The sequence below is a fragment of the Mycobacterium sp. pV006 genome (assembly GCF_041287115.1).
In the GTDB taxonomy this organism is placed as follows: domain Bacteria; phylum Actinomycetota; class Actinomycetes; order Mycobacteriales; family Mycobacteriaceae; genus Mycobacterium.
This window is the reverse complement of the sequence record NZ_JBGGKT010000002.1, coordinates 382,361-397,585: the sequence shown is the minus strand read 5'-3', so window position 1 is coordinate 397,585 and position 15,225 is coordinate 382,361. Positions and strand designations below refer to the sequence as shown.

Annotated in this window: 16 protein-coding genes and 1 pseudogene; 11 read left to right on the top strand and 6 right to left on the bottom strand. The window is 69.8% G+C overall.

Annotation, left to right across the window (positions count from 1 at the left end):
• Positions 1-39 precede the first annotated feature (39 nt).
• The 6 genes from ACAG25_RS05205 (at position 40) to ACAG25_RS05180 (ending at position 5,951) form a co-directional block, all read left to right on the top strand.
• Entirely contained in the window at positions 40-510 is a 471-nt protein-coding gene (locus ACAG25_RS05205) for a hypothetical protein (RefSeq protein WP_370487224.1), read from the top strand.
• Positions 511-547: 37 nt separating this feature from the next.
• Positions 548-2,017 carry an amidase gene (locus tag ACAG25_RS05200; RefSeq protein ID WP_370487223.1) on the top strand — a complete coding sequence of 490 codons (1,470 nt, stop codon included), beginning with the start codon at positions 548-550 and terminating at the stop codon, positions 2,015-2,017.
• Positions 2,018-2,289: 272 nt separating this feature from the next.
• On the top strand, positions 2,290-3,081 hold the full coding sequence (locus ACAG25_RS05195; RefSeq protein ID WP_370487411.1) for an ABC transporter ATP-binding protein: 792 nt from the start codon (positions 2,290-2,292) through the stop codon (positions 3,079-3,081).
• Positions 3,078-4,109 carry an aliphatic sulfonate ABC transporter substrate-binding protein gene (locus tag ACAG25_RS05190; RefSeq protein ID WP_370487222.1) on the top strand — a complete coding sequence of 344 codons (1,032 nt, stop codon included), beginning with the start codon at positions 3,078-3,080 and terminating at the stop codon, positions 4,107-4,109. Before ACAG25_RS05195 ends, ACAG25_RS05190 begins: the two co-directional genes overlap by 4 nt.
• 116 nt (positions 4,110-4,225) lie before the next feature.
• On the top strand, positions 4,226-4,894 hold the full coding sequence (locus ACAG25_RS05185; protein WP_370487410.1) for an ABC transporter permease: 669 nt from the start codon (positions 4,226-4,228) through the stop codon (positions 4,892-4,894).
• 412 nt (positions 4,895-5,306) lie between these two features.
• Positions 5,307-5,951, top strand: coding sequence for a hypothetical protein (locus ACAG25_RS05180; RefSeq protein WP_370487221.1), 645 nt, complete (start codon positions 5,307-5,309; stop codon positions 5,949-5,951).
• 8 nt (positions 5,952-5,959) lie between these two features.
• Here the strand turns inward: ACAG25_RS05180 and ACAG25_RS05175 are convergent, their stop codons facing one another.
• The gene (locus ACAG25_RS05175) at positions 5,960-7,156 is read right to left on the bottom strand and encodes an NAD(P)/FAD-dependent oxidoreductase (protein WP_370487220.1); all 1,197 of its coding nucleotides are present in this window, start codon (positions 7,154-7,156) and stop codon (positions 5,960-5,962) included.
• 63 nt (positions 7,157-7,219) lie between these two features.
• Here ACAG25_RS05175 and ACAG25_RS05170 point away from each other — a divergent pair, with 63 nt between their 5' ends.
• Positions 7,220-8,080, top strand: a complete 861-nt coding sequence (locus tag ACAG25_RS05170) for an MOSC domain-containing protein (protein WP_370487219.1) — start codon at positions 7,220-7,222, stop codon at positions 8,078-8,080.
• On the opposite strand, the gene ACAG25_RS05165 is transcribed toward ACAG25_RS05170, so the two are convergent.
• Positions 8,060-8,887 carry an alpha/beta fold hydrolase gene (locus ACAG25_RS05165; protein ID WP_370487218.1) on the bottom strand — a complete coding sequence of 276 codons (828 nt, stop codon included), beginning with the start codon at positions 8,885-8,887 and terminating at the stop codon, positions 8,060-8,062. The genes ACAG25_RS05170 and ACAG25_RS05165 overlap by 21 nt on opposite strands.
• Before the next feature lie 75 nt (positions 8,888-8,962).
• Between ACAG25_RS05165 and ACAG25_RS05160 the strand changes: the two genes are divergently transcribed.
• Complete coding sequence (locus ACAG25_RS05160) at positions 8,963-9,541, top strand: TetR/AcrR family transcriptional regulator (RefSeq protein WP_370487217.1); 579 nt, start codon at positions 8,963-8,965, stop codon at positions 9,539-9,541.
• 6 nt (positions 9,542-9,547) lie between these two features.
• Here the strand turns inward: ACAG25_RS05160 and ACAG25_RS05155 are convergent, their stop codons facing one another.
• Complete coding sequence (locus tag ACAG25_RS05155; protein WP_370487216.1) at positions 9,548-9,751, bottom strand: zinc-ribbon domain-containing protein; 204 nt, start codon at positions 9,749-9,751, stop codon at positions 9,548-9,550.
• 20 nt (positions 9,752-9,771) lie between these two features.
• Positions 9,772-10,764, bottom strand: coding sequence for a glycoside hydrolase family 6 protein (locus ACAG25_RS05150; protein ID WP_370487409.1), 993 nt, complete (start codon positions 10,762-10,764; stop codon positions 9,772-9,774).
• Between the two features lie 73 nt (positions 10,765-10,837).
• Here ACAG25_RS05150 and ACAG25_RS05145 point away from each other — a divergent pair, with 73 nt between their 5' ends.
• Both ACAG25_RS05145 and ACAG25_RS05140 read left to right on the top strand, forming a co-directional pair.
• Positions 10,838-11,782, top strand: a complete 945-nt coding sequence (locus tag ACAG25_RS05145) for a pirin family protein (RefSeq protein ID WP_370487215.1) — start codon at positions 10,838-10,840, stop codon at positions 11,780-11,782.
• A gap of 68 nt (positions 11,783-11,850) precedes the next feature.
• Positions 11,851-12,648: pseudogene (locus ACAG25_RS05140) on the top strand (TspO/MBR family protein).
• Position 12,649: 1 nt separating this feature from the next.
• On the opposite strand, the gene ACAG25_RS05135 reads toward ACAG25_RS05140, so the two are convergent.
• Both ACAG25_RS05135 and ACAG25_RS05130 read right to left on the bottom strand, forming a co-directional pair.
• Positions 12,650-13,135 carry an SRPBCC domain-containing protein gene (locus ACAG25_RS05135; RefSeq protein ID WP_370487214.1) on the bottom strand — a complete coding sequence of 162 codons (486 nt, stop codon included), beginning with the start codon at positions 13,133-13,135 and terminating at the stop codon, positions 12,650-12,652.
• Positions 13,136-13,137: 2 nt separating this feature from the next.
• Positions 13,138-13,485 carry an ArsR/SmtB family transcription factor gene (locus ACAG25_RS05130; RefSeq protein ID WP_370487213.1) on the bottom strand — a complete coding sequence of 116 codons (348 nt, stop codon included), beginning with the start codon at positions 13,483-13,485 and terminating at the stop codon, positions 13,138-13,140.
• Between the two features lie 113 nt (positions 13,486-13,598).
• Between ACAG25_RS05130 and ACAG25_RS05125 the strand changes: the two genes are divergently transcribed.
• Positions 13,599-15,185: a threonine/serine exporter ThrE family protein gene (locus ACAG25_RS05125; RefSeq protein ID WP_370487212.1), complete on the top strand. Its 1,587-nt coding sequence runs from the start codon at positions 13,599-13,601 to the stop codon at positions 15,183-15,185.
• Positions 15,186-15,225: the final 40 nt, after the last annotated feature.

Sequence of the window (15,225 nt, the reverse complement as noted above, 5' to 3'; positions counted from 1 at the left end):
CGGGCTCACACCGAGAAAAGAGTCGAATGGATCATCACGATGAACACAGTCCTTTACTTCAGCACCAACGGCGCCGTTTATGAGACGCGCGCCTACACCAAAGCCGACATCGACACCCTGATCGCCGACCAGGGGCTGCAGTCGCTGACCAGCACCGACCGTCAGTTCGACTTCTGGTTCAGCCCCACCACCCGCGGATGCCAGCGGCGGGTCAACAGGCGCGCGACCGAACTGTTGCTCGCCACCACCACCTTCACCCCCAAGGACGTGCCGCTGCTGCACGGTTGCGTCGTCATCGCCACCCACGACGAGGACGGCGACCTCGACGGACTGAGCTGGCAACAACTCGACCTGCTGATCGCGCACAGCCGATCCCTGACCGCGCGCGAACAGCGCGCCCTCAACCGGCGGATCAGCCGCGAGGACGCCCGCACACCGCGCACGCCCCAGAAGCAGCCCGCGGCCACCCCGGTCAGCTGCGCGCGGCCGCGCACCCCCGTGCGACACTGACCGCCCCATCGGGGCGCCGGTTACGTACGGTCAGACGGTGGACTTCGACGAATACCGCACCTACGACGCCACCGGGCTGGCCGAGCTGGTCGCCGCCAAAGAGGTGACCGCGGCAGAACTTCTCGACGTGGCCCGGCAGCGGGCCGCCGCGGTCAACCCCCGCCTCAACGCGATCGTGCGGGACGTCCCGGCCGAGCCCGAGCGGCCCCGCTCGGGCCCGTTCGCCGGTGTCCCGTTCCTGATCAAGGACCTGGCACAGGACTACGCGGGGCTGCCCACCTCGGCCGGCTCCCGGGCGTTGGCCGCACTGCCGGTGGCCGAACACTCCACCGTCGTCGCGCGCTGGCTCGACGCCGGGCTGGTCATCTTCGGCAAGACCAACACCCCGGAGTTCGGCGCCAAGGGCATCACCGAACCCGAGTTCTGGGGTGCGACGCACAACCCGTGGGACCTGAGCCGGTCCCCGGGCGGGTCCTCGGGCGGGTCGGCCGCGGCGGTGGCCGCCGGCATCGTGCCGTGCGCGGGCGCCAACGACGGCGGCGGGTCGATCCGGATTCCGGCGGCCTGCTGCGGTCTGGTGGGCCTCAAGCCCGGCCGCGGCCTGACCCCGTCGGGCCCGGCCGTCGGTGAGTCGATGCACGGCGCCGCGGTGCAGGGCGTCGTCTCGCGCTCGGTCCGCGACACCGCGGCCATGCTCGATGTGCTGCGCGGCGGAGAGCCCGGGGCACCGTACGTGCCGGGGGTGCCCGACACGACGTTCGCCGACTGTGTCGGCACTCCGGCCGGGCGGCTGCGCATCGGTGTGCGGGTGCCGTCGGCCATCAACCCGAACCCGCACCCCGAGGCGCGCGCCGCGGTGGACAGGACCGTCGCCGCGCTGACCGACCTCGGCCATCACGTCGAGGAGCTCGCCGCGGCGCCTTTCGACGACGCCGCGTTGGCCCGCGACTTCCTGCTCACCTGGTTCGTCTACACCGCATGGGAGCTCGCCGACGCCAAAGCACGCAGCGGCGCCGGAGACGACGCGTTCGAACGCGACACCGTGCTGCTGGCCGCATTGGGCCGCGCCACCAGCAGCGTCGATTACGTCGACGCCGTGCAACGGCGCCATCACCACACCCGCCGCCTGACCACGTTCTTCGAGTCCTACGATCTGCTGCTCACCCCGACGCTGGCGACGCCGCCGCCCAAGCTCGGCGAGTTCGACCTTCCGGTCCTGCTGCAACGCGGCGCCGACGTGCTGATCAAGACCCGCACCGCGAGCCTGCTGCGGTTCACCAAGATCGTCGACGACATCATCGACCAGAACCTGAACTGGGTGCCCTACACGCAGCTGGCGAATCTCACTGGGCGCCCGGCTATTTCGTTGCCGCTGCACTGGACCGCCGACGGCCTGCCGCTCGGTGTGCAGTTCGTGGCTCCGCTGGCCGGCGAGGCCACGCTGATCCGGCTCGCCGCGCAGCTCGAGCAGGCCCTGCCCTGGGCCGGACGCGTGCCGCCGATCTAGGGTGCCAAACTGGTGTTCCTCGCGGGCATCATCGGTGCCGTCGCCGGACTGCGTCTGCTGAGCCGCCAGGATCCCCCTGCCGCGCGTGCGCCGCTTCGGAGGCGATGACACTTCCGATCGGCGTGCGGTAAACCCGTGACCGACGCCGGCGCCGCGGCCACGATGGGGGTTCTGTCACCGCACCGTCTGGCTGGAGTCCCCGAATGTCCGCGCGCACCCCGGTCATCCGAACCCGCGCCCACGATCCGGCCGGGACCGTGTCGCTGCGTCGGCTGGGACGCCGATTCGCCTCCCGCAGAACGGCTTCCCGCGCCGTGCTGCGCGACCTGACGCTGGAGATCCACGCCCGCGAGATCGTCGCGGTGCTGGGACCCAGCGGGTGCGGCAAGTCCACACTGCTGCGCATCGCGGCCGGCCTCGACGCACCCTCGTCCGGTGCCGTGCACATCAACGGCGCTCCCGTCGAGCCCTTCGATCCGCGCTGCGCGGTGGCGTTCCAGGAGCCGCGGCTGCTGCCGTGGCGTTCACTGGCCGACAACGTCGCCCTGGGCCTGCCCCCGCGGACTCCGACGGCACAGGCTCGAGCGACCGTGGCGAACCTGCTCGACCTCGTGGGGCTCACCGAGTTCGCGCGGCACCGGCCGCGGGAGGTGTCCGGCGGTATGGCGCAACGGACTTCGCTCGCGCGGGCGCTGGCCCGCGGGCCCGGTGTGCTGTTGCTCGACGAACCGTTCGGCGCACTGGACGCACTGACCCGGCTCAAGATGCAGGACCTGCTGCTCGACGTCCACACCGCCGCCCCGACGACGGTGCTGCTGGTCACCCACGACGTCGACGAGGCGCTGCAGCTCGCCGACCGCGTGATCCTGCTCGGCAGCGACGGCGACACACCCGGCGCGACGATCCGGCAGACCGTCGTGGTGCCCGGCCCACGCCCGCGCGACCGGGGTTCGGCGCAGCTGGCCGAGTTGCGTGCCCGACTCCTCGACGGACTCGGTGTGCCGCGCCACGTCCGAACACCTGATGTCACCGCACTATCCGCCGATCACGGGAGCCCCGTATGAAACACCGTCGCATCCGAGCAGCCCTGAGTGCCGTCGTCGCCTCGACGGCGCTGCTACTGACCGCATGCGTCTCGGGTGAGGACGCCGGGTCCGCGCGTTCCGCCGACGACGACCGCCCACTGGCCGGGCAGGTCCTCGACATCGACTTCGCCACCTACAACCCGCTGAGCCTGATCATCAAGGATCAGGGGTGGCTCGAAGCGCGAGGGCTGCAGGTCAATTGGGTGCAGTCGGCCGGGTCGAACAAGGCCAACGAGGCATTACGCGCCGGGGCCAACGACGTCGGCTCGACCGCCGGGTCGGCCGCACTGCTCGCCCGGTCCAACGGCTCCCCGATCCGGACCATCGCGATCTACTCGCAGCCCGAGTGGGCCGCGCTCGTCGCCCCGAAGGGCAGCCCCATCACCGATGTCGCGCAGCTGCGCGGCAAGAACGTCGCGGCCACCAAGGGCACCGATCCGTACTTCTTCCTGTTGCAGGCGTTGGACGCCAACGGGTTGTCGGCCCAGGACATCACCGTGCAGAACCTCCAGCACGCCGACGGCTGGGCGGCGCTGCAGAACGGATCGGTCGACGCGTGGGCGGGACTGGATCCCATCATGGCGGGCGCCGAGCAGACCGGCGCGACCCTGTTCTTCCGCGACGTGAACTTCAACAGCTACGGATTCCTCAATGCGCGTGAGGATTTCCTGACCGAGCAACCCGAGCTCGCCCAACTCGTCGTCGATGCCTACGCCGCCGCCGCGCAGTGGGCGGCCGCCAACCCGGACCGCACCGCCGAGATCCTCGCCGACGTCGCCGGACTCGATCTTCCGGTGGCGCAGAAGGTGATCACCGAGCGGTCCAACCTCGACGTCGAGCAGGTACCCGGTGCCGCGCAGATCGCCGTACTCGAGAAGATCGGCCCGATCTTCGTCGACCTCGGCGATGTGCCGTCCCGACAGCAGGTCGACGACGCGCTGGCCGGGTTGATCGACGACAGCTTCGCCACCAAGGCCGATCCGGGCCGCATCCCGTCGTCGTCGTGACCGCCGACGCGGCAACGGGGTCGGTCCAGCGGGCCGGACCTCGGTGGCACGTTCTGGGCGGTGCGCTGCTTCCTGTGCTGATTCTCGCGCTGTGGCAGTGGGTCTCGTCGCACGCGATGGTGCCGGTGTCGATCCTGCCGTCACCGTCGATGGTGTGGGCGGCCGCGGTGGACCTGATCGAGCGGGGGCTCTACGGGCAGTACGTGGCGATCTCGACGCAACGCGTGCTGTTGGGCTTCACGTTCGGCGCCGCGCTCGGCCTGGCGCTCGGCGCGCTCGTGGGGTTGTCCCGGCTGGGCGGGGTGCTGCTGGCGCCGACGCTGGCCGGGGTGCGGGCGGTGCCGTCGCTGGCCTGGGTGCCGTTGCTGATCCTGTGGTTCGGCATCGGCGAGGACTCCAAGATCATCCTGATCGCGATCGGAGCGTTCTTCCCGGTCTACACCGTCGTCGGCGCGGCGCTGCGCCACGTCGACGCGCACCTGATCGAGGCGGGGCGGGCCTTCGGGCTGCGCGGTCTGCGCCTTTTCACCACGGTGTTGCTGCCCGCGGTGGTGCCGTCGACGGTGTCGGCGCTGCGGCTGGCGCTGGCGCAGTCCTGGCTGTTTTTGGTCGCCGCCGAGCTGATCGCGAGCTCGATGGGGCTGGGGTTCCTGCTGCTCGACTCCGGTCAGAACGGCCGCGTCGACCGGATCTTCCTGGCGATCATCTCGTTGGCGCTGCTGGGCAAGTTCACCGATTCGCTGCTGGGGTTGTTCGAGAAGTGGGCCACCGCGAAGTGGGCATGACGTGGTTACCGGCGGCCACCGCCGGGTAAGGACTCAACCATGACAGCTGCAAACGAGAATGTAACGCCCGAGTCCACTTCGCAGGAGGAGGAAGCGCTGGCTCCCGCCACTCCCGGTGCAGAAGGTCTGCCTCTCCCCGACGACGCGGTGGAGAAGCCCTCCGAAACCTGACGTCACGTTCACGGGCCCGGATGCAGCCGACGCTGTGTCCGGGCCCGATTTGTGTCGAAGGAACAATCGAATGGGCCGCAATTGTTCGAGCGGCGCAATCTTGACTCACCTCTCCTGCGCGACCATGGAGACAGCGCTGCTTGCGCTGCCGTCTTCCACCGAGCGCGCGAGCACCACCTGACCTGTCCGCCGGTACGCCCCGCGGCGACCGGACGACCACAGCCAAGGAGAGGAGAGGGCCGTGCGCTCCCACGGAGCCAGAGATCAGCACGAGGCCGCCGGACCACCGACGGAGTCCGGTGAGGTGACGACTTTCGAGTTCGGCTGGCCGCGGTGGCCTGCCCTGGTCCGGTTGCGGGGCAGAGACCCGCTGGTCCGCGGTATCGACCGGATCGAGGCTGCCGTGTTGACCGTGATCATGCTGGGGTCGCTGTTGGCCCTGCCGGTCGTCGGTGCGGTCGGCACCGCCGTCTACGACGCCCGCCAGGACCGGTATGCACATCAGGCGCAGACGACCACCCGGGTCGACGCGACCGTGACGGCCGCACCGGACCGCAGCGACCTGTCGCCGCGTACCTCGGTGGTGACGGTGCCGGCCCGCTGGACCGCCGCGGGTCAGGTGCACTCCGGCGAGGTGCGGGTGTCCTCGTCGACCGCACCGGGCGACGTGGTGCCGGTGTGGGTCGACGAGAACGGTGAGTTGACGAGGGCGCCGGGGTCCAGTCCGCACGCGGCCGTGGAGGGCGTCACGATCGCCGTGGTGCTGCTCGGGTTGACGCTGACCGTCGCCGTCGCCGCGACGGTGACCACCCGTCTGGTGTGCAACCGGTTGCGGTTCGCACGCTGGGACCAGGGGCTGCGCACTCTCGACACCGCGGGAAGGTGAGACGAGCGCTACACCCGGCCTTTGAGGATCTGGTGCCAGTACATCTGCGGCAGCACGTAGCGGTCGAACGCCCACGCGGAGCGACGCGGCTTGGTGGAGTCGAGGAACGACGGCAGCGACGACGCGAGCGTCCCGCTCCGGTCGAACTCGCCGGCGACGAGGTGCCGTCCGTCGATCGCGACGGGAGCCACGGTGTAGCCGTCGTAGTCGCTCAGAACCTGCCCACGGCGTGCGGCCGACAGGTTGTCGACGAGTACCGAGACCTGGCGGCGCAGCGCCCCTCCGGAGGGGTCGGTGTCCACTGCGGCCCCGTCTCCCGCGGACCAGATGTTGTCGTGGGTGCGGTGGCGCAGCGTCGCCGCGTCGATGTCGACCAGGCCGTGCGGGTGCGCGCCGGCCAACCCGCAGTGCCCGACCCAAGCCGGTCCCCGGAACGGCGGGACCAGGTGCAGCAGGTCGAAGTCCAGCTGTTCGCGGTGCGCGTCCCGGACCACCGTCACCGAACGCCGGCCGGCATCGACCGACTCGACGCGGGTGTCGTAGAGCACTCGAACTCCGATGCGCTGCAACGCATCTGCGATCCGCACGTCCAGTTCGGGCACACCCAGCAGCTGCGGGCGGTCGACCACCAGCGTCAGGTCCAGGCTGTCCAGGCGGCCGGTCCGGCGCCAGTGGTCGACAGCCAGGAACAGCGGCTTGATCGTGGTACCCGTACAGCTCACCGGAGCGCGGGGCACGGTGAACACCGCTCGGGCGCCCGCGCGCAGCGTGCTCACCAGTGCCCACGTCTTCTGGGCGCGGTCGAGGTAATTGCTGGTCACCGCGGGGCTTTCGAGCGCGGCGTCGATACCGGGCAACTCGGTGTCGTCGGGGACCAGCCCGGTGCCGACCACCAGATCGCCGTAGTGGTACTGCCGTCCCGAAGCGCACTGCACCGTCGACCGCTCGGGATCCACGACCACCGCCGAGTCCTGGATCCAGGTGCACTCGCGCGGGGTCACCGAGCGTTGGGTACGTTCGGCGGTGTGTTGCCGGGCCTGTCCGCCTCCGACGTAGGACAGCAGCGGTCGGTAGGTGTGCACGCTCTGCGGCTCGATCAGCGCGACGTCGCGCACGCCTTTGCGGATCAGGCGGGCCGCCGCGGACAGCCCCGCATTGCCCCCGCCGAGGACGAGAATGTCGAAGTGGCCGACGGCGTGAGACATTCCATGGCGTTACCCCGGCCAGTGGCCGGGTAACCGGGACAGAACTGACGAACACGTGACGGGATGGGTATGACGAACGGCAATGGTTCGGTGGGGCGGGTGTCGGTGTTGCGCCGGTACCCGGTGAAGTCGATGCTGGGTGAGCGGTGCGCGACGCTGGACGTGGGTCCGATGGGCGTGGTCGGTGATCGGCGTTATGCGTTGATCGACGACGAGTCGGGCCGGGTCGCCACCGCGAAGAACCCCCGGTTGTGGCGGCGCCTGCTGGAGTGCACGGCCACCACGGGTGACGACGGCGTGGTCGTGACATTGCCGGACGGCCGTACCGTGCCGGTCACCGAGGCGGCAGGCCCGCTGTCGGAACTGCTGGGCCGCACCGTGCACATGGCTGACGAGCGCTCGGCCGGGGCGGTGCTCGAACGCCCTGATCCGGATGACGTGCTGGCCCAGGGTCTCGACGCCGAAACCGAGATCGTGCTGCTCGAGCTCGCCCAGGGCGCCCCGGGCGGCGCCTTCGTCGACCACTCCGCGGTGCACCTGATCGCCTCGTCGACGCTGGACGCCATCGGTTTCGACGAGGCGGAGTCGGTGCGCTATCGGCCGAACTTCGTGATCGAAACCGTCGACGGCACACCGCCGTTCGTGGAGAACGACTGGGTCGGCCGGACGGTGCATCTCGGTGAGGTCGTGCTGCGGGGCGCGCTGCCCACACCGCGGTGCTCGGTCCCGACGCTCGAACACGGCGACCTGCCCCGGTCGCCGCACTCGGTGCGGTATCCACAGGAGCACAACCGGGTGCAGGCCGGTGAGTTCGGGGTGGGTCCGTGCGCGGGTCTGTACGCCGAGGTGGTCAGCGGCGGGACCGTCCGCGACGGCGACACCGTCCGGATCGGCGAACCCGCCTCAGCCGACGAAGTCGCGTAGGGCCCGGGCCATCGCCTCGGGTTGATCCTCGGGGATCAACGTCCAGGAGTTCTCGACGATCACCGTCCGTGCGTCCGGGAACAGTTCGGCCAACCGATGCGCGTGCGCAACCGGCATCATGCGGTCCTCGCTCGCCCACACGATGAGCACCGGGCGATCGAAAGTCCCCAACTGCTGCGACATTTCGAGTAGCCGGTGCCGCGGTGGGGACCCGGTGCCGAACTTGGCGAAATCCCGCCGAATCGCGGCGCTCTCGACGACGGGGCGGAACCATTCGTCGAACAGTGCGTCGGGCAGCCCGGTCTTGGCGAGCCCGCCGTAGGCCTGTCTGCTGTGGCGGAAGAACCGGGTGCCGAGCATCCGGCTCAGCATCCACGCGCCGCCGGGCAGGCGGCACAACGCCATCGCCGGGCGGGCCGGCTTGGGCGGGAAGTTGTCGAAGGCCTCACAGGAGGCCAGCACGAGGCGCGCGATCCGCTTGTCGCGGCGCTCGGTGATGACGAATTGCCCACCGCCCCAGTCGTTGAGCACCAGGGTGACGTCCTCGAGATCGAGCGCGTCGAGGAAGTCGGCGACGATGTTGGCCATCCCCGTCTGCGTCAGGTCGGCGTCGGAGTGCATGGGCACGGTGTGGGCCCCCATGGGCAGGGTCGGTGTGATGCAGCGGTACCCCGGCAGCAACGGAATCACCTTGCGCCACTGGCGACCGTCCATGAGCAGGCCGTGGCCGAAGACCAGGACCGGCCCGTCGCCCCCGGTGTCGTCGTAGGCGATCGGACCGGACGGGGTCTGCGCGGTGAGCACCATTCCACTCCCTAGATAGATCGTTCTATTTGTTCCGACGGTAGGCTGTCATGGCACGATGCGCAAGAAGGAGTTGTGATGCCCGGACCCAGTACCCGCGACCGCATCCTGGATGCGACCGCGGAGTTGTACCGACGGCAGGGCATGCCCGCGACCGGGCTGAAACAGATCTCGCAGGCCGCGCAGGCACCGTTCGGCTCGATCTATCACCACTTCCCCGGCGGCAAGGAAGCCATCACCGTCGAGGTCATCCGTCGGGAAGGCATCCGGTACGCCGAGTTCGTCGGCGCTCAGCTCGCTGACATCCATCCGCGCACCGGCATCCCGCAGCTGTTCGAGAACGCCGGGAACAATCTTGCGGCCCAGGACTACAGCGAGGCGTGCTCGATCGAGACCATCGCGCTGGAGGTCGCCAGCACCAACGAGACGCTGCGACTCGAGGCCGCCGAGGTGTTCGGCAGCTGGCTGACCGGCCTGTCGATGTGGTTCGCCCAGCTCGGCGTCGACGAGGCCGAATGCCGCCGGCTGGCGACGATCACGCTGACCGCATTGGAGGGCGCGTTCGTCTTGTGCCGGACGTTGCGCTCGGTGGAACCGATGCACTGCGCGGGTGCCGGGGTGCAGGCTGCCGTCGAGGCCGCCGTGCGCCACCCCTGACGGCGATCACGCCGCGACAGCGGTCCCGCAGATCCCGCACATCTCGAAGGTGCGGCGCTTCCACCGCGCCACCGGGATGAAGAACAGCGTGAACTGCTTGAACTCCCGCACCCGCGACCACTGCGTGGTGTTGTGGCAGCGCGGACACGTCCGGACTCCACCGGGGCCGAGGTGTTTCTGCTTGGCGCCGTAGCCGAAGAGGAAGAACACCGACGCCAGCGTAGGCGCGTTTACCAGCCGGCGGCGCGGGCCAGGTCGATGGCGTTCTGGGCCATGAAGGTGCCCGCACTCGGGAAGCCGCGGCAGGCGCCGTCGGATTCGCCGGGACGCTTGACCCACAGGAACGCGTCGATCCGCGGGTTGCCGGTCTCGGTGGTCGGTCGCGCGCCCAGCGCCCGGCCGCTCGGGTTGCACCAGTACAGATCGTCCCCCTCGACCGGCCCGGCCCCGTTGCGCGACGTGTCGATCACGTAGTGCTTGCCGCCGGTCATGTTCGAGATCGTCTCGCCGTAGCCGGTCACTTCCGGCGTGGTGAAGAAGTTCGCGGTGTTGAGGCTGAAGCCGCGCGCCTTGGCGACGCCGACGCGGTTGAGTCGGTCGGCCATCACGTCGGCGGCCACCCAGCGCGGGTGTCCGGCGTCGACGTAGACCGCGGTGCCCGGGTTGCGGGTCAGGGTGTCGACGGCATAGCCGATCAACTCCAGACGTTCCTCCTGCTGACCGGCGGACAGGCAGTCGATCATCGCCAGTGCGTCGGGTTCGAGGATGACCGCGGCACGGCCGGGGCCGATCGCGGCGGCCACGCCGTCGATCCACGCGCGGTAGGCGCCGGCCGACCCGAACCCGCCGGCGGCGTAGCTGCCGCAGTCGCGGTTGGTGATGCCGTAGAGCGCCAGCACCGGGATGGTGCCGGCGGCCTGCGCGGTCTGGATGTACTTCGCGTCGACCGACGGGGTGGAGAGGTGGTCCATCCAATACGCCGTGGGCGTGTTGACGACCGCCTCCAGCAGCGGGTCCGGGTTGCTCGCCAGCGCCCGCATCCCCTTCGAGTGCGGGTTGACGTAGAACGGCTGGTCCACCAGCGGGTTCGCATCGCTGACCAGCCGGACCTGCGGTGCGGGATCGATGTACGTCGCAGCCCCCACCCCGGCGGTGGCGGCGACGGCGGCGACCGTCAGGGCAGGGGTGATCCACCGGATCAGGGTGCGCAGCGCTGAAGTCATCACGTGACAAAACCTATCGGTGCGCGCGCCGGCGCGGCGAACCAGGGGTTGACCCACCGGTGAGGATGGAGCCATGACCGCGGTCCAGATCGTCACCAGCCGGGAGGTTCCGCTCGGCGGGCCGCGCGCGATAACGGTGCGCCGGACGCTGCCGCAGCGGGCCCGGTCGCTGATCGGCGCGTGGTGCTTCGTCGACCATTACGGACCCGACGACGTGGCGCGCACCGGCGGCATGGATGTGGCTCCACATCCGCACACCGGCCTGCAGACGGTCAGCTGGCTCTTCGAGGGCGAGATCGAGCACCGCGACACCACCGGCGCGCACGCCGTGGTGCGCCCGGGCGAGGTCAACCTCATGACGGCCGGTCACGGCGTGGCGCACTCGGAGGTCTCCACGCCGACGACCTCGACCCTGCACGGCGTCCAACTGTGGGTGGTGCTGCCCGACGACGCCCGCGACCTGCCGCGCCGCTTCGAACACGCCGAACCCGAACCGGTGGCCCTCGACGGCGCCACGGCGCGCGTCCTGCTGGGCAGCTTGGCCGGGGATACGTCGCCGGTCACGGCACACACCCCCCTGCTGGGCGCCGAACTCGTGCTGGACCCGCACGCGGAGGTGAGCCTCGACGTCGCTCGCGAGTTCGAGCACGGGGTCCTGGTCGATGTCGGGCCGGTGGTCGTCGCGGGCACCGAGCTCTCCCCCACCGAACTGGGCTATCTGCCACCGGGACTCGACCGGCTGCACCTGACGAATCCCGGCGACAGGCCGGCGCGGGTGATGCTCCTCGGCGGCGAGCCGTTCACAGAACCGGTGATGATGTGGTGGAACTTCATCGGACGCACCCACGATGAGATCGTCGAGTACCGCACACAGTGGGAAGCCGGGTCCGACCGCTTCGGAGCGGTCGAGGGATACCAGGGACAGGTCCAGCGGCTGCCGGCCCCGCCGATGCCGTCGGTGCGGCTCAAGCCGCGAATGTCTCCGCCGCCGCCCGGCGACCCCAGCGCCTGGGGGTAACCGAAGGTTCAAGATCGTCGCCACTGGGCATGTGTCCCCACGTCCGCATTTCCGACAGAGGAGTACCTGTGGCCAGTTCGACCGTCGAGCGCCGCTCGACTTCAGCGTTCGTGATGCCGATCGCCGTCGCCGTGGCGACCGTGGCCACCCTGATCGTCAACTACCTGGCCAACAGTCTGCCCATCAACGGTCAGACCACCGGGGACGTCACCCGCCGCGTCGAGGTGTACTTCGTCCCGGCCGGCTACGTGTTCTCCATCTGGAGCCTGATCTACGTCGGCCTGATCGCCTTCAGCGTCTACATGTTCCTGTCGACGGCCCGCGCCCGCCCGGACAGCGGCGCCGCCCGCGCGATCGCGCCGCTGTATCTGGTGACCGCGGTGGCCAACTGCGGCTGGTTGTTCGCCTGGCACCACAACGCGTTCCCGCTGAGCATGGTGGTGATGCTGGTCCTGCTGGGCACGCTGATCGCGATCTACCGCATCCAGTACGCCAGGCCGGCCGCGTCGACGCTGGAGTTCTGGACCGTCCACGTGCCCTTCCGGGTGTACCTCGGCTGGATCTCGGTCGCGACGATCGCCAACGCCACCATCACGCTCGACGACGCGGGCTGATCGGGATTCGGGATCTCCGAGCCGACCTGGGGGGTCATCATGGTGCTCGTCGCCGCCGCCTTGGGGCTTGTGATGTCCCTGCGGCACAACGACATCGCCTACGCCGCGGTGCTGATCTGGGCGTTGGTGGGCATCGCGGTGCGCCTGAGCGAGACCACGAACGTGATGGTCGCCGCACTGGCCGGCGCGGCCGCGCTGGTGGTGGCCGTCGTGGTCATCGCCCTGCGGCGCAACCGCACCGCGACCCCGTGACTCAGCCGGCGATCAGCCCGTCGATCTGGTTGAACGCCGAGGTGGCGCCCTCGACCATGCCCATGTCGAGCACCTTCTGCAAACCTTCGGCGGATTCGTAGGTGCTCAGGTACACCGCGCGGGTCGCGCCGTCGCGCTCGGTGAAGGTGAAGACGCTGTGTGAGACCGGCATGGCCGGATCGACGTTGAAGTCCGCGTCGGCGAACATGTCCCGGAACGAGAAGCTGCGCGGTTCGTCGACGGCGGTGATCTCCCACAGTCCCGGGTACTTCTCGCCGTCGGGTCCGGTCATGTAATAGGTGACCCGCCCACCGGGGGTGAGGCTGTGGTCGACCACTGTTGCCGGGAATTCCGGTGGGCCCCAGATCTTCTCGAGTTGGCGCGGGTCGGCGTAGATCTGCCAGATCCGCGCCACGGGGGCGGCGAAGTCCGCAGTGATGGTCAGGGTCAGGTTCTCCAGGTCGTGGGAGACGTCGGTGACGGGCATGGTCAATCCTCCTCGGGATCATCGGTCGAGATGAGTTCGTCGATTCGTGCGACGCGTGCGCGCCACACCTGTTCGAGTTCGCCGAGCAGCTCTGCCACCGACCGCAGTGCGGCGACCTCTCCACTGGCCAACTGCTCGCGTCCGCGCCGACGTTTGGTCAACAGCCCTGCCTTCTCGAGGACGGCGACGTGTTTCTGCACCGCGGCGAAGCTCACTTCGTACTTCCCCGCCAGTGCGGACACCGAGTGCTCCCCGGCCAGCACGCGGCGCATGATGTCGCGCCGGGTGCGGTCGGCAAGCGCATGGAACACGGCATCCGCCCGGTCCTCGTCGATCACGGCCACCGCCATAACATACAACCGATTGGTTGTATGTTGTCAATACCTTTCTCAAAGACGTTGGCCTGGAACCGATTCGATGGCGTTCCGATGGATCCGGTGGTTCCTACTATCGTGGTGCGGTGATGAACCCCGATGGATCGGACGGCCGGACCCGGCGCCGACGCGCGGTGAACTTCGCACTGCGCGGGCGGCGCGATCCCGCGTCCGGCGCCGGACAGCGCCGGCGCCCCACGCGCGGCCCGAGTGACGCGCACGTCCGCAAGGTGCTCGATCTGACGATCCGTCTGGCCGAGGTCATGCTGTCCTCGGGTTCGGGCACCGCCGACGTCGTGGCCACCGCCCAGGACGTCGCGCGCGCCTACCAACTCACCGACTGTGTCGTCGACGTCTTCGTCACCACGATCTTCGTGTCGGCCCCGCCGACCGCCGACACCGCGCCGATCACCATCATGCGTGCGGTGCAGGCCCGCTCGACCGACTACACCCGGCTCTCGCAGCTGGACACCTTGGTGGGGCGCATCACGTCCGGCGGCGTTTCGGTCGACGAGGCGCACGAAGCGATGGACGAACTCAGCGAGCAACCACACCCGTATCCGCGCTGGGTGGCCACCGCGGGATGGGCCGGTTTCGCGCTCGGCATCGCGATGCTGCTCGGCGGGACCTGGCTGACGTGGATTCTGGCGGCGACCGCATCGGTGCTCATCGACCGCACCCTGCGGTGGCTGAACCGGCGGGGCACCCCCTCGTTCTTCCAGCAGGCCGCCGGTGCGGCGATCGCGACGCTGATCGCGGTCGCGGCGTACCTGTTCTTCGGTCTCGGGCCGTCGGCGCTGGTCGCCACCGGCATCGTGATGCTGCTGGCGGGCATGACGCTGGTCGGCTCGGTGCAGGACGCACTCACCGGCTACATGGTCACCGCCGTGGCGCGTCTGGGCGACGTGTTGTTCCTGACCATGGGCATCGTCGTCGGCATCCTGGCCGGCCTGCAGGTCGCGTCGCTGGCGGGCATCCAGATCCGCCTGCAGGTCGAGGTCACGGAGTACTTCGTCCTGCCCTCGCACCCGCAGGCCATCGTCCTGGCGGTCGCCGGAGCGGCGCTGGCGGGCGCGTGTCTGGTCGTGACGAGTTACGCGCGTCCCCGCGCGGTGCTCACCGCGGGGCTGGCTGCGGGGCTGGCCGAGCTGGTGCTCATCGGTCTGGGCAACGCCGGCTTCGGTCAGGTGGTCGCGACGGGCATCGCCGCGGTCGGGGTCGGGTTGCTCGCCACCCTGATCTCGATCCGCCGGCAGTCGCCGGCGCTGGTGACCGCCACCGCCGGCATCACCCCGATGCTGCCCGGTCTCGCGGTCTTCCGGGCGGTCTTCTACTTTGCCGTCGAGCGCGACTTCAGTGCCGGCATGGGCCAGGCGCTGGCCGCCGCGGCCACCGCGCTGGCCATCGGCGCCGGGGTCGTGATGGGTGAGCTGCTCGGTTCCCCGCTGCGCTACCGCGCCGGCCGGATCGGTCAGATCCTGCGTGTCGAGGGCCCGCCCGGGCTGCGCCGCGCGATCGGCAAGGTCGTCGCGCTGCAGCCGGCCGACGACCATACCGAGGCCCGGCCGACGTATCAGCGGTCCTGGAGCGTCGCGATGGAACCCGAGACCTCTGATTCCCACGATCCCGACACCGACGCGTCCACCGACGGCGACGACGCGGCAGACGGTCGCTGACCCTGCCTGTTTGCTGGGGGCTGGTTCGAAAGCCGGCCAG

Excerpts from the sequence above, each read along its gene's own strand:
- ACAG25_RS05205 (WP_370487224.1), top strand. The coding sequence starts at position 40 with ATGAACACAGTCCTTTACTTCAGCACCAACGGCGCCGTTTATGAGACG.
- ACAG25_RS05190 (WP_370487222.1), top strand. The coding sequence starts at position 3,078 with ATGAAACACCGTCGCATCCGAGCAGCCCTGAGTGCCGTCGTCGCCTCG.
- ACAG25_RS05185 (WP_370487410.1), top strand. The coding sequence starts at position 4,226 with ATGGTGCCGGTGTCGATCCTGCCGTCACCGTCGATGGTGTGGGCGGCC.
- ACAG25_RS05175 (WP_370487220.1), bottom strand. The coding sequence starts at position 7,156 with ATGTCTCACGCCGTCGGCCACTTCGACATTCTCGTCCTCGGCGGGGGC.
- ACAG25_RS05170 (WP_370487219.1), top strand. The coding sequence starts at position 7,220 with ATGGGTATGACGAACGGCAATGGTTCGGTGGGGCGGGTGTCGGTGTTG.
- ACAG25_RS05165 (WP_370487218.1), bottom strand. The coding sequence starts at position 8,887 with ATGGTGCTCACCGCGCAGACCCCGTCCGGTCCGATCGCCTACGACGAC.
- ACAG25_RS05160 (WP_370487217.1), top strand. The coding sequence starts at position 8,963 with ATGCCCGGACCCAGTACCCGCGACCGCATCCTGGATGCGACCGCGGAG.
- ACAG25_RS05150 (WP_370487409.1), bottom strand. The coding sequence starts at position 10,764 with ATGACTTCAGCGCTGCGCACCCTGATCCGGTGGATCACCCCTGCCCTG.
- ACAG25_RS05145 (WP_370487215.1), top strand. The coding sequence starts at position 10,838 with ATGACCGCGGTCCAGATCGTCACCAGCCGGGAGGTTCCGCTCGGCGGG.
- ACAG25_RS05135 (WP_370487214.1), bottom strand. The coding sequence starts at position 13,135 with ATGCCCGTCACCGACGTCTCCCACGACCTGGAGAACCTGACCCTGACC.
- ACAG25_RS05130 (WP_370487213.1), bottom strand. The coding sequence starts at position 13,485 with ATGGCGGTGGCCGTGATCGACGAGGACCGGGCGGATGCCGTGTTCCAT.
- ACAG25_RS05125 (WP_370487212.1), top strand. The coding sequence starts at position 13,599 with ATGAACCCCGATGGATCGGACGGCCGGACCCGGCGCCGACGCGCGGTG.